The sequence below is a fragment of the Paenibacillus sp. CMM36 genome (assembly GCF_053570945.1).
The window spans coordinates 114,222-125,427 of the sequence record NZ_JBSEDY010000015.1 but is presented as its reverse complement, the minus strand read 5'-3'; the positions used below and the strand labels follow the sequence as shown (position 1 = coordinate 125,427).

Genomic DNA, 11,206 nt, shown 5'->3' with positions numbered 1-11,206 from the left:
TGAGATTTCCCAGTATGTAAGACCCCTTGAAGACGACGAGGTAGATAGGTTGGGGGTGGAAGTGCAGTAATGCATGGAGCTGACCAATACTAATCGGTCGAGGGCTTATCCTAAGATAAAACGCAATAAGTTTCGGATCCAGTTTTCAGGGTGTAACCTTGAAGGTATGTACAAGTGACATACAACAAATGCATGGCTATTCGTTCACACGATATGTCGTGAAGTGAATAACCGTACGATAGAATTTGCATAGCAAATTCATGTTTGGTGGCGATAGCGGAGGGGTTCCACACGTACCCATCCCGAACACGACCGTTAAGCCCTCCAGCGCCGATGGTACTTGGACCGCAGGGTCCTGGGAGAGTAGGACGTCGCCAAGCAACCCCATAATGGGGATTTTTTTTCGCCTATCAGGCTATTGATTATACATACAAAAATGATTTTTTAGATGGGGCTATAGCTCAGTTGGTAGAGCACTCGACTGTTAATCGAGTTGTCACAGGTTCGAGTCCTGTTCGGGGAGCCATGTGGAGAGGTGTCCGAGTTGGCCGAAGGAGCACGATTGGAAATCGTGTAGGCGCCAAAAGCGTCTCGAGGGTTCGAATCCCTCTCTCTCCGCCAGCTCTTAATAATAGATATATGGCCCGTTGGTCAAGGGGTTAAGACACCTCCCTTTCACGGAGGTAACAGGGGTTCGAATCCCCTACGGGTCATAAGCAGTATGGAGGCTTAGCTCAGCTGGGAGAGCATCTGCCTTACAAGCAGAGGGTCGGGGGTTCGAGCCCCTCAGCCTCCACCATTTGAAAAATAAATATTTATTACTGTCGCGGGGTGGAGCAGTTCGGTAGCTCGTCGGGCTCATAACCCGAAGGTCGCAGGTTCAAATCCTGCCCCCGCAATTACTTCAACTAAGGAAGTTTCCTCTGGAACCGTGGTGTAGAGGCCTAACATGCCTGCCTGTCACGCAGGAGATCGCGGGTTCGAATCCCGTCGGTTCCGCCATTTAACTTAATACGCCGGTGTAGCTCAACTGGTAGAGCAACTGACTTGTAATCAGTAGGTTGGGGGTTCAAGTCCTCTCGCCGGCACCATATTGGAGGATTAGCGAAGTGGCCAAACGCATCAGACTGTAAATCTGCTCCCTTACGGGTTCGGTGGTTCGAATCCATCATCCTCCACCAGTTTTACGAGCCATTAGCTCAGTTGGTAGAGCACCTGACTTTTAATCAGGGTGTCGAAGGTTCGAGTCCTTCATGGCTCACCATTATCATTGTATGCGCGTGTGGCGGAATTGGCAGACGCACTAGACTTAGGATCTAGCGTCTTTGACGTGGGGGTTCAAGTCCCTCCACGCGCATCTTGTTTTTGCGGACGTGGCTCAGCGGTAGAGCATCGCCTTGCCAAGGCGAGGGTCGCGGGTTCGATTCCCGTCGTCCGCTCCATTTATTAGTCCCCTTAGCTCAGCTGGATAGAGCGTTTGACTACGAATCAAAAGGTCGGGAGTTCGAATCTCTCAGGGGACGCCATTAACTTCATAAGCCGGTGTGGCGGAATTGGCAGACGCGCGCGACTCAAAATCGTGAGGGAAACCGTGGAGGTTCGAGTCCTCTCACCGGCATCTATTTCGGGATGTAGCTCAATGGTAAAACTCAGCCTTCCAAGCTGGTAGCGTGGGTCCGATTCCCATTACCCGCTTTATATAGATGAAAAAGGAGAGATGGCTTATTTTTATGCCATCTCTCCTTTTTTACTTTTAAACTATTTCTATCGACATTACAAGCAGTAGAAACCCCAAGGCAATCTCCTCCGTTCTTTTGCGTTATTAAGATAGGGCGTACAACTAACGAGGAACGATAGTTAAATAACACACAATGTTGAGCAGGCGCTTCAAGTCTGCTCTTTTTATTAAACTAACGGACAAGTTAGTTTTAAGTTTACTTCACCAACTCAACACAGAAAGCACAAAAGTCTGTTGGGAAACTCGACAGACTTTTGCGCTTTAGAAGATGAACTTACCAAGGTTGACTTGTTGGTCCAATTGTAAACTCATTAACGTTCGTATCTTCTGGCTGATCAATCGCGAACGCAACAACATTGGCAACTCGATCAGGTGAAATACCATGTTGTTCATACAATGCAGTTGCACCTTTTAAAGTATTCTTATCTGTGATGGTAGTCAACAATTCTGTATTTATTGCTGCTGGATAGATAGTTGCTGTACGGGTGTTCGTACCTTCAATGAAGATCCCCGATAAACACCTTTGTATTCAGGGGATATCTGATCCAATGCGGTTTGGAACTGCAGCTTAATTTGGATATATAGACCGGTAAACGTGTTATGCTGTCGTGTTAAGTTTCAAAGATTCAAGCAACTAAACGCCCCTTGTTTTATAATGCTCAAAGTCTTCTTTGTAGAACTAGGATCATCCTCGGTTGATTACTCCTAGGGTAAAAGTTATGAACGGTTGACCTTGGCTTCAAAACGCTTTTCCAACTCGTCCCAGTTGGGGGGGGGAGGGACCCGTGTCTGTTCCTTCCAAAGGTGAAACACACGGCTCAAAGCTACGATTTCCCCTACGGATCCGTCAACCAGTCGGCTGATCGGCATCCTATGATAAATTTTCGTAAAAAGGCGCATCAACGCCGATCGTTTGCGGATTAGTGATGCTTGCGCGGCCGGCGTTAGCGGATACCGTAAGGCCTCTAACATGCGAAAGCCTTCGTCCATAGCCGCGATCATCTGCCGCAACAACTTGTCGTCCCCGGCGATTTTTTTCATTTGGCGCTCGTGTATAACCGTTACAAAGTTTAGCGCAATTACAGGCACGATATGATTCTTCAGCCATGCATCTATATATTCATGATAGATAGGTATCGTACTCATTTGGTTTATGTATGCGGGTACGCCCCCTTCCGTGCAGAGGGTCTTTCCCAAACAAACATGGACTAACGGCCACCATCATGAATGAAAATATCTTTGGCTTGTGAATCTGAACCTCCTTAATGGAAGTACAGGACACAGGCCGAGAGTTTTTTGGTAGGACATACTCTGAGTCCTTAATTTCCCGACCTCGAGGAACTATAGGCAGTATCGTATTATCTCGCTGGTCGAATATTTAAAGCGGTGTTTGTGAATACCAGTCTATGTGAACACTATTTAACAAACTAACAAATTCGCCATTCAAAATCTTCTCTTGAATCAATTTTGGTATACTATGTGGTAGATAAGAGAATTAATTTGAAGTCTGGCTATAAGGATGTTTCTACAACAACTTGAGAAATGAATTTGATTTTGGTGAAATGCGGAAGCTGTTAGGGCGTAAAGAGAGAATAGGAGGAATGGAAATGTCGTATCTCGTTGATTTTAAAGATGTATCTACGGTTGGTTTAGAGTCTTCACCTGTAGCAGAAGCGCTTGCTGGTTTACGTGCTAATGAAGCCCGTTATTTTATGAACAAGTACAAGTATGAATTTACGGTTGTACCAGCTAGCGAAAGCCAGGAGAGCCTTGATTATGTGAACCGAATTTTGAGAGAAGAACGTGATATTGCGTTTGCGGCTAAACCTTTAGAAACGTCGCGTTTTCAAGTGGAAAATATCCGATTTACCTACGTTTTTTATGAGGATGGTCTTGCAATCAATGTCATGTATACGGTGGATGACCCTAAAAAGCGGGCTGTTGGTTTTAAGCTTTCTGAGGGGATGGAGGTACCAAAGGAGCTAGAAGGGAAGTTTAAGTTTGCTAGGCAGAAGTCTAAACTAGCTGGAACAATTCGGGGTTCGTTTTTTGTAATTAAAGGACAATATTAAAGTAAGCAAAAGCACAAATGGAGGAATCCAGCACCTTATTCTCTTTGCAAAAAAGTGAAATTAAAGAAAGGGCTATCCCGCAAAAGGATTGCCCTTTTTTGAAAGAATGATGAAAGGCTACCGCTTATCGTATGATTATCAAACAGGAAGATCGCGGGTAGTCTCTGATAAGGAGACTATTTTTTTGAGAACTTGCCCTTTCAGCCAACGCGGTGAACCATACCATAAGTGAAGATGAAAAATTTCCTTGTGGGAAGTGACCTAACAATACGATTAGCCAGAATAGTTTGCTGCGAATGAAGGTAACAACACTTAGTGTGGTATGCACTCGTGTTGACCTTGTTTTAATATCCAAACTTCTATTTCATACATGTTGTTGTTAGTCCATGTCTAGCTTCGCTTTTCTCAAGTGCTTTATTAAGCGGCCCATGATCGATTCTCGGTCTCGTCTCCAATCAGTTGTTGAAGTAGTGAGACTGTTCGAGGTCGTGGATCAGTGCAGGTTGCACAGGCCGCCATCCCAGAAGAATCTACAAGGTGGATCAATCACAGAAATGATTCAACTAACGGGAAACGATATTTGAATTTAGAACAGGGAGCACACTGCCGTGGCAAATGCTCCCTCTTTCATGGAAGTAACGGGCAGTACAGGTTAATACAGTAGCGTTGAAAAATGAAATATAAGGGATTAGGAGGCACGGATTTGCTCGTCTCGAAGTTTGCGCTGGGAACGATGATCTTCAGAGGTAAGAACTTTCCGATGAGTGTGGCGATGGGGGCGCTGAATAAGCAAGATCGTGTAGGTAGGGGGCATTTTCCTTTTTAAAATGACAATTGCCCTATTCCCCGTCCATATACCTAAAAAAGGCAGGGTCGGGGAGTGTCCTATCCTGCCTTCTTGGGTGTTATATGTTTTCTACTGTACTAACTTATCCAATTCTGGCTGCAATTTGGTCCGCAAAACATACAACATGATGGCACCAACAAGGAATGCGATCGCATCCGCAATGACAAGCGACCAGACCACCCCGTGGAAGCCGTTCATTTGATTGGCGATAAACAACACAGGAATCAGAGTAATTCCTTGAATAATTGACATAATAAACGCGGCAGTTCCTTGTGCTGATGCTTGGAAGATCCCGGTAAACAATGTGGTCATTCCTGTAATGAACAAGGATAGGAATGTCACATGTAGAATGTAGCTGCCCATTCCAATTAATTGCGAGTCATTTGTAAATAAACCAATTAAGTGGTCGGAAATCAAATAGACGATGATGCCAAATACGACTGCTAACGCCACAATCACTTTGATCGTAAATCCAATGGTATTCTTCATGCGTAATTTATTCGCTGTGAATGAGAAGGCAATCAACGGCACGACTCCCTCGCATAAGCCCATCAGAATAAACTCAGGAAATTGCAATAAACGTGATGAAATTCCGTAAGCCGCTACGGCCTGATCCCCGTATTCGACAAGAAAATGGTTAAAGATGAGCGACATTGCACCCAAAAAGATACTCATAATAAAGACAGGAACTCCGATTTTGAATACATTGCTCAGAATGTCCTTGGTAGCCTTGAACCATTTTACGGAGACGGTTAAGAATTGGCTCTTATATCCCATATGGAAGGCGTAGAATGCACTCGCAACCAAGTTAGAAATGACCGTAGCAGACGCAACGCCGATCACATCCCAATGGAGCACGAAGATGACTAACGCGTCGAGAATAATATTTATAACAACACTGAGAATCATACCGATCATCGATGTGATTGCTGCACCCTCCGAACGCACGATATTCTCCAGTGTGAAGAATAATACGACGAATGGTGAGCCAATAAGCATAATCGTGACATAGTCCTTCGTGAATCCGAAGGAGTCAGACGTTGCTCCCAGGCCATGAACGATTGGATTGATCAACGGGAGACCCACGGCCATCACGATAAGACCGAGAACTAAACTGCTGTAAAAGGCAAATGAAGACACATGCTTTACCTCATCATATTTTTTCTCTCCTAGCAAACGGGAGATGAATGTACCGCTACCCATGCCAATCAAATTGCCTAGCGCCATAATGATTGCGAATAACGGCAGGGTCAGTGCGAGTGCGGTTAACATGGCAGTATTGTGAAGTGTACCAAGGAAATAGGCATTCAAGATGGAATAAATGACACTCATTGACGTGCCTAGCATCATGGGTATAGCGAAGTGAGCTACGGCTTTTGCGACCGGTGCTTTTTCAAAGTAATGGAGGTTTTCTGCATCCATGCGGATCACTACTTTCTCTATTTATTTTGCCTTTCAGTCTAACACTGTTAGGTTGTGACTTACAGTGTTAGATGGTATCATGAACCAATGAACCTGTAAAGCATAAACTTACACTGTTAGATAAAAGGGCGGATGACATGAAAAAGCAGCAACCTCAGATTTCGGAGGATAAGATTTTGGAAACCTCGTGGGAGCTTCTTGGAGAGGAGGGCATCGAGAAATTAAGCATGAGACGATTGGCCGATAGGTTAGGGATTCAGGCTCCCTCTCTGTACTGGTACTTCAAGAGCAAACAGCATCTCTACCAGCGTCTAGCCAACCAGGTATCGAAAATGATTCTGGAAGAGTTCCACTCCGAGGGGGAATGGAAGGAGCAGCTGACGGGGCTTGCGGTAACGGTACGGAACGTGCTCAGCCGATATCCCTGCTCCACGCAGCTCATGATGATGACGCTGCCCCACGAACCGGACATCATCCGGTTCACCAACCGTATGCTGCTCTGCGTGGAATCGACGCCGCTTGAGCAAGAGCAGAAAATGCAAGTGGTTACTACGCTTGTGAACTATGTCTTCTATTTCGTTCTAGACGATTATCAGCATGAGCGCAATGTCTCCGCTATCTTTAAGGACCAGAAAGCGCATCCGGGTGAGGAGATGATTCGCCTTCTGGACTCCATGAGCGAGACGGATGTGGGACTGTTTCGGAGGATGTTCACGAACGGGCTGTTCAATCTGATGGGAACCGACGGGGCGTTTGAGTTCGGCTTGAAGCTGATTCTGTTGGGGATTGAGCAGGTGATAAAGGAGCAGGAGAAGGAGAAGTAGTATGTAAAAACCCCCCATCCGGTTATTGGATGGGCGGTTTCAATTAGGTTTACGTTTACCCTAAATTGTTGGTTCTTTTGGCGTAATCAAAACCTACGGGGATCTTTTGAAAGAGGGTTAGATATCGAGTTTACGGGTACTGATCCATTTCACCATGTCAGGATCGCGATGTGAAAAGAACAGGCTCTGTTTCGTATCTAACGTAGTAATCGACTCCATATCCTCCTGGCTTAACTCGAAGTCAAAGGTATCGAAGTTTTTGATAATTCTCTCTTTACGAACAGACTTTGGAATCACAACAACTTCTCTTTGTGCCAACCAGCGTAAAACCACCTGAGCAACGGATTTATTATATTTTTCAGCTATGGATACCAATATTTCATGCTGGAACAAGTTGTTTTTCCCTTCAGCAAAAGGCGCCCAGGATTCGATCTGAACATTATTCTCTTTCATAAATTTTGCATTTTCAATTTGCTGGTTGAATGGGTGAGTTTCAACCTGATTTACGGCAGGAACTACTTCATTATGAATAATCAAATCGATCAGGCGATCCTCATGGAAGTTACTAACGCCGATTGCACGGACCTTTCCATCACGATACAATTCCTCCATAGCGCGCCAAGAACCAAACACATCTCCATATGGCTGGTGAATTAAATACAAATCCAAATAATCCAACTGCAATCTTTCCAGTGATTTTTCAAATGCCTTTTTTGTACGCTCATAACCAGTATCCTGAACCCAAAGTTTCGTAGTGATAAATAACTCCTCTCTTGCCACGCCACTACGTTTGATCGCTCTGCCAACTGCTTCTTCATTTAGATAAGAGGCAGCGGTATCAATCAGCCGATAGCCTGCCATAATAGCGTCATAAACGCTTTGTTCACATTCATTTGCATCTTGGATCTGATAAACACCAAAACCGAGTATAGGCATCTCAATCCCATTGTTCAAAGTTACTTTTTGCATATAAAATCCTTAGTATTTTTAATTATTATGTGTAAATCAACTACAATCCATATTCTTAACAGACATCCACTTCACATCTTTATTATGCACCAGATGATAAAGCGATCGTTATCCCGTTCGTGCAAAATGTTTGCCTAATCCTCTCACTACCACCTATTTAACAGATAAAAATGGACTATAATCAAACTATAAAGAATGACGGCTCGGGGAGGACCAAATATCTGAAATAATCACTAAGCAGCAAAATGAACTTGCCAAAATGATTAAAGGTTATGCAGAAACTGATGGTGTTCACGCTACTGCCATTCCGTCATTAGTTTTCATAAGCGGATCTAAAAGCGTCTAAAAGCATAAAAAGGTTCAAAATATAACGAAACCAGTTTAAGGGAAGGGAAATACTTTTACGGAATGTAAGCAAAACTTAATTTAATTCGGGGTTCAACTAACGGGCAGGATAGCCTAATAATTTGGTTGTCGTTATAATGTTTAATAGGGACATTTAATATCTCCAATTCATCAGGAGTTACCAATGACCTGTTTCGAAATATTCGAAAAAGGGCAAGTTGTGTGAAAAAGACTGAAAAAATTTACAACACCGCAGTTGAGGCAACTTTAGAGGTAATTGGTGGGAAATGGAAACCTGTTATTCTCTTTCATTTGACATTCGGTAAGAAACGTAATAATGAATTTAAGAGCTTGATTCCCGCAATTACTCAAAAGATGTTAACGCAGCACCTTCGGGAGCTTGAAGAAGAGGGCGTCATCTTACGTATTTCTTATAATCAGGTACCACCTAGAGTTGAGTATGAGTTGACAGACTACGGCTGGAGTCTAAAGGAACTCCTACATCTGATGTGCCGTTGGGGGGATTCGCATATAGAGAGAAAGTACGAGGGAAAGGCTACTGTTCTGGCTAATCCAATGCTTACAGACGTGAATAACAGTTAAGAAACCGACCCAATACAAGGTCGGCTTTCTTATTTTATACGGTAGTTTACGGGATGACTTTACGCTTGCGGAAGTCGTTGAAGATGTTCATAAACATTGCTTCGGTATCGACGAATTCGTGAAAGCCTAAACGACGAGCCTTAGTTCCGTCGGCAAAAAAATCGTAATCCCATGCAAACACGAAATCGCCGAATAGCCAAGAGGAAACGTCTTTATAGGAATTCCGAGCAAGCCCATGCCTCTCAACCATTTTGTTCCAAATCTGCTCCTTGTCCTCCATGACAATGTCCAGAGACATTTGCAACGGAGGGGCTGTTTCCATACCAAAGTATTGAGCGATCTTCGGCCATAACTCATTCCAACGGAACAGATCGCCGTTCGTAATGTTGAATGCCTGATTCGCACAGCGCTCGTCGGTCGCCGCCCATACTGTTGCCTTTGCGAGAAGCCCAGCGTCTGTCATCTCCAAGAGGCTGTTGTAAGCTCCTGACTTACCTGGAAACCGCAAAGGTATTCCAAGTTCCTTCGAAATTGAAGCGTAAATCGCTATGACCATTGCGAGGTTCATCGGATTTCCAAGCGAGAAGCCGCAGACTACAGAAGGACGGAGTGCAGACCAAGTCCAAGCCTTACCTTTTTGCCGTTGTTCTAAAAAATCTTGCTGATCAATATTGAACTCAGGAGGCATGTGGTTAGCGTCTGTCTCACGAGCAGGAGTTTTGAACGGGCCGAGATGTGCGCCGTATACCTTATATCCCTGCATCAGACTGACATGTTTCAAGCCCGGCGCGATTGGTTCGATCACTTCTACGATGTTCACTAACATGGCGAGGTTCGGTGGAACAAGTTCAGCCCAAGTTTGACGGTCTTGGTAAGCAGCATAAAAAATGTGTGTTACCCCAGTTAAATCGCTTAACTTCTCGTGAAGATCGTCTATATTGAGTAGATCCGCAGCCACATATCGAACATGGTTGCTAGATTCTCCACCGCGACGCGATACACCGATCACGTCCCAATCAGGAAGAGAGATGAGGTGATCAATGAGGTTGCGACCGATAACACCATTCGCACCTACGACCAAGGCGACTTTGCGTGTTGTTGTAGATTCATTATTCATAGTGTTTCAGCTCCCTCTGTACTATTCTTTCTTTGTACAACATTATTTTGCATCAACTAACCATACATAGGAAGTACGCACATTAAAGTGACATAAGCACTTTAAAGTAATCGAGGTATATCCAGACGAAAAGAAGTCAGTCAACTCTCTCTTTGCTTTCTTAATCATTATGGTAGATGGGTATACTCGGCGCTAGCTTTCAAAGGTAGTTTTAGTTAACGGAAGACGATAGTTCAAATAATATAGACTGCTGGCATGATTCGCCAGTCTATTTAGCTAACGGGCAGGTTAGTTCAAATATGCGTTAATATTGATTATTTATGTAAGACCAATAAATTAATACGGGCTAACCCAGGTGATTTGTATAAGTTTAACCCACGAATTTTTCCTTCTAAGCAACCATTTTGATTTGAATTACTGATATGAGATTATAGGGGTGTAAAAAACGCCGGTGACCTTAAGCAGGTGACCGGCGTTTTCATATTAGCGTTTCGGCATTTTGCTCTCATCCATGTACAGCAGGTTCCAGCGGTGACCATCCAGGTCGGCAAATCCTGCGCCGTACATCCAGCCGTCAATTTCACTCGGCTTGCCAAAGATGTTTCCTCCGGCAAACTCTACTTTTTGAATAAAGGCATCTACCTCTTCTCTGCTTTCAGCGCCAATGGAAAATATTACTTCTGCGGTATTGGAAGTATCTGCGGTTTTTGAACCTGTGAATTGCTCAAACGCCGCATCCGGGAACAGCAGAATCGTTGTTTGGCCTATGGCAAGCTTGGATCTCTCGTTACCAACGCTCACCGCATGGAATCCAATCTCATTGAAAAAGGCAGTTGACCTCTCAACATCTTTGACCGGCAGGTTAATCCAGATATCCTGTGACATGGCTGTAGCCTCCTGGAATATTTTTTCAACTACTCCTACTATACTCTACTTCTGGCAGCAGAAGCGAATCTTATAAAAGAAACTGCAAGGTATGACATTCCTGTCATGCATTCTGCGGTTTCCTTAGTAAACTTATTTACTTCTCTGTTCCAGCATCGTCTCCGTCAAGGTATCGATCTAGCCAAGAAATGGATTTCGCATCAAAGTAGAAATGCGTTTTGTAATCCAGTCTATAGATAAGCACCCTCAGCGCGAAACATATAATTACTGAAATTAAATTTTTGGGACTAAAGTAGAATTAAAACATTGAACTAACGAGAAACGATAGTTCAATGATAAAGTGGTGGTCTCGAAAGGTTGAAATCCTATAAAAATCGGTTGAAA

At 44.0% G+C, this 11,206-nt stretch carries 9 protein-coding genes, 12 tRNA genes, 2 rRNA genes and 2 pseudogenes; 18 read left to right on the top strand and 7 right to left on the bottom strand.

Annotation, left to right across the window (positions count from 1 at the left end):
• The 14 genes from ACWA2B_RS23305 to ACWA2B_RS23240 all read left to right on the top strand — a co-directional run.
• Nucleotides 1–113: ribosomal RNA gene (locus ACWA2B_RS23305) — 23S ribosomal RNA — on the top strand; the annotation flags it as partial.
• Nucleotides 114–263: 150 nt separating this feature from the next.
• Nucleotides 264–380 (top strand): 5S ribosomal RNA (gene rrf / locus ACWA2B_RS23300).
• A gap of 149 nt (nucleotides 381–529) precedes the next feature.
• Nucleotides 530–621: transfer RNA gene (locus ACWA2B_RS23295), tRNA-Ser, on the top strand.
• A gap of 20 nt (nucleotides 622–641) precedes the next feature.
• Nucleotides 642–713, top strand: a tRNA-Glu gene (locus tag ACWA2B_RS23290).
• Between the two features lie 10 nt (nucleotides 714–723).
• Nucleotides 724–799 (top strand) — tRNA-Val (locus ACWA2B_RS23285).
• 26 nt (nucleotides 800–825) lie between these two features.
• Nucleotides 826–899, top strand: a tRNA-Met gene (locus ACWA2B_RS23280).
• Between the two features lie 26 nt (nucleotides 900–925).
• Nucleotides 926–1,002: transfer RNA gene (locus ACWA2B_RS23275), tRNA-Asp, on the top strand.
• A 13-nt stretch (nucleotides 1,003–1,015) separates the two neighbouring features.
• Nucleotides 1,016–1,091 (top strand) — tRNA-Thr (locus tag ACWA2B_RS23270).
• A gap of 4 nt (nucleotides 1,092–1,095) precedes the next feature.
• Nucleotides 1,096–1,181, top strand: a tRNA-Tyr gene (locus ACWA2B_RS23265).
• Between the two features lie 7 nt (nucleotides 1,182–1,188).
• Nucleotides 1,189–1,264 (top strand) — tRNA-Lys (locus tag ACWA2B_RS23260).
• 12 nt (nucleotides 1,265–1,276) lie between these two features.
• A tRNA-Leu gene (locus ACWA2B_RS23255) sits at nucleotides 1,277–1,357 on the top strand.
• 10 nt (nucleotides 1,358–1,367) lie between these two features.
• Nucleotides 1,368–1,442 (top strand) — tRNA-Gly (locus ACWA2B_RS23250).
• A gap of 7 nt (nucleotides 1,443–1,449) precedes the next feature.
• Nucleotides 1,450–1,526 (top strand) — tRNA-Arg (locus tag ACWA2B_RS23245).
• 12 nt (nucleotides 1,527–1,538) lie between these two features.
• Nucleotides 1,539–1,618 (top strand) — tRNA-Leu (locus ACWA2B_RS23240).
• A gap of 394 nt (nucleotides 1,619–2,012) precedes the next feature.
• Here the strand turns inward: ACWA2B_RS23240 and ACWA2B_RS23235 are convergent.
• The 3 genes and pseudogenes from ACWA2B_RS23235 to ACWA2B_RS23225 all read right to left on the bottom strand — a co-directional run.
• A pseudogene (locus ACWA2B_RS23235) lies at nucleotides 2,013–2,237 on the bottom strand (oxidoreductase); the annotation flags it as partial.
• A gap of 14 nt (nucleotides 2,238–2,251) precedes the next feature.
• Nucleotides 2,252–2,417, bottom strand: a pseudogene (locus ACWA2B_RS23230) (IS110 family transposase); the annotation flags it as partial.
• Between the two features lie 38 nt (nucleotides 2,418–2,455).
• Nucleotides 2,456–2,884 (bottom strand): hypothetical protein, encoded by a 429-nt coding sequence (locus ACWA2B_RS23225; RefSeq protein WP_449292665.1) that lies wholly within the window; start codon nucleotides 2,882–2,884, stop codon nucleotides 2,456–2,458.
• Nucleotides 2,885–3,345: 461 nt separating this feature from the next.
• On the opposite strand from ACWA2B_RS23225, the gene ACWA2B_RS23220 reads away from it, so the two are divergent.
• Both ACWA2B_RS23220 and ACWA2B_RS23215 read left to right on the top strand, forming a co-directional pair.
• Nucleotides 3,346–3,810 (top strand): hypothetical protein, encoded by a 465-nt coding sequence (locus ACWA2B_RS23220; protein WP_029514777.1) that lies wholly within the window; start codon nucleotides 3,346–3,348, stop codon nucleotides 3,808–3,810.
• A gap of 673 nt (nucleotides 3,811–4,483) precedes the next feature.
• The gene (locus ACWA2B_RS23215; RefSeq protein ID WP_161626959.1) at nucleotides 4,484–4,636 is read left to right on the top strand and encodes a hypothetical protein; all 153 of its coding nucleotides are present in this window, start codon (nucleotides 4,484–4,486) and stop codon (nucleotides 4,634–4,636) included.
• 90 nt (nucleotides 4,637–4,726) lie between these two features.
• Here ACWA2B_RS23215 and ACWA2B_RS23210 read toward each other — a convergent pair whose 3' ends face one another.
• Nucleotides 4,727–6,079 (bottom strand): MATE family efflux transporter, encoded by a 1,353-nt coding sequence (locus ACWA2B_RS23210; protein ID WP_449292664.1) that lies wholly within the window; start codon nucleotides 6,077–6,079, stop codon nucleotides 4,727–4,729.
• A gap of 137 nt (nucleotides 6,080–6,216) precedes the next feature.
• Here ACWA2B_RS23210 and ACWA2B_RS23205 point away from each other — a divergent pair, with 137 nt between their 5' ends.
• On the top strand, nucleotides 6,217–6,903 hold the full coding sequence (locus tag ACWA2B_RS23205) for a TetR/AcrR family transcriptional regulator (RefSeq protein WP_069010312.1): 687 nt from the start codon (nucleotides 6,217–6,219) through the stop codon (nucleotides 6,901–6,903).
• A gap of 117 nt (nucleotides 6,904–7,020) precedes the next feature.
• Here ACWA2B_RS23205 and ACWA2B_RS23200 read toward each other — a convergent pair whose 3' ends face one another.
• Nucleotides 7,021–7,872, bottom strand: coding sequence for an aldo/keto reductase (locus ACWA2B_RS23200; RefSeq protein WP_449292663.1), 852 nt, complete (start codon nucleotides 7,870–7,872; stop codon nucleotides 7,021–7,023).
• Between the two features lie 567 nt (nucleotides 7,873–8,439).
• On the opposite strand from ACWA2B_RS23200, the gene ACWA2B_RS23195 reads away from it, so the two are divergent.
• A complete protein-coding gene (locus ACWA2B_RS23195) occupies nucleotides 8,440–8,820 on the top strand; it encodes a winged helix-turn-helix transcriptional regulator (RefSeq protein ID WP_025685981.1) in 381 nt (126 codons plus the stop codon).
• 46 nt (nucleotides 8,821–8,866) lie between these two features.
• On the opposite strand, the gene ACWA2B_RS23190 is transcribed toward ACWA2B_RS23195, so the two are convergent.
• Nucleotides 8,867–9,937: an SDR family oxidoreductase gene (locus ACWA2B_RS23190; RefSeq protein ID WP_069010313.1), complete on the bottom strand. Its 1,071-nt coding sequence runs from the start codon at nucleotides 9,935–9,937 to the stop codon at nucleotides 8,867–8,869.
• 483 nt (nucleotides 9,938–10,420) lie between these two features.
• A complete protein-coding gene (locus ACWA2B_RS23185) occupies nucleotides 10,421–10,822 on the bottom strand; it encodes a VOC family protein (protein ID WP_029514787.1) in 402 nt (133 codons plus the stop codon).
• Nucleotides 10,823–11,206 lie beyond the last annotated feature (384 nt).

Bases quoted from the DNA above. Each gene is read 5' to 3' on its own strand.
- ACWA2B_RS23225 (WP_449292665.1), bottom strand. From the start codon at position 2,884: ATGAGTACGATACCTATCTATCATGAATATATAGATGCATGGCTGAAG.
- ACWA2B_RS23190 (WP_069010313.1), bottom strand. From the start codon at position 9,937: ATGAATAATGAATCTACAACAACACGCAAAGTCGCCTTGGTCGTAGGT.
- ACWA2B_RS23205 (WP_069010312.1), top strand. From the start codon at position 6,217: ATGAAAAAGCAGCAACCTCAGATTTCGGAGGATAAGATTTTGGAAACC.
- ACWA2B_RS23220 (WP_029514777.1), top strand. From the start codon at position 3,346: ATGTCGTATCTCGTTGATTTTAAAGATGTATCTACGGTTGGTTTAGAG.
- ACWA2B_RS23200 (WP_449292663.1), bottom strand. From the start codon at position 7,872: ATGCAAAAAGTAACTTTGAACAATGGGATTGAGATGCCTATACTCGGT.
- ACWA2B_RS23215 (WP_161626959.1), top strand. From the start codon at position 4,484: ATGAAATATAAGGGATTAGGAGGCACGGATTTGCTCGTCTCGAAGTTT.
- ACWA2B_RS23185 (WP_029514787.1), bottom strand. From the start codon at position 10,822: ATGTCACAGGATATCTGGATTAACCTGCCGGTCAAAGATGTTGAGAGG.
- ACWA2B_RS23210 (WP_449292664.1), bottom strand. From the start codon at position 6,079: ATGGATGCAGAAAACCTCCATTACTTTGAAAAAGCACCGGTCGCAAAA.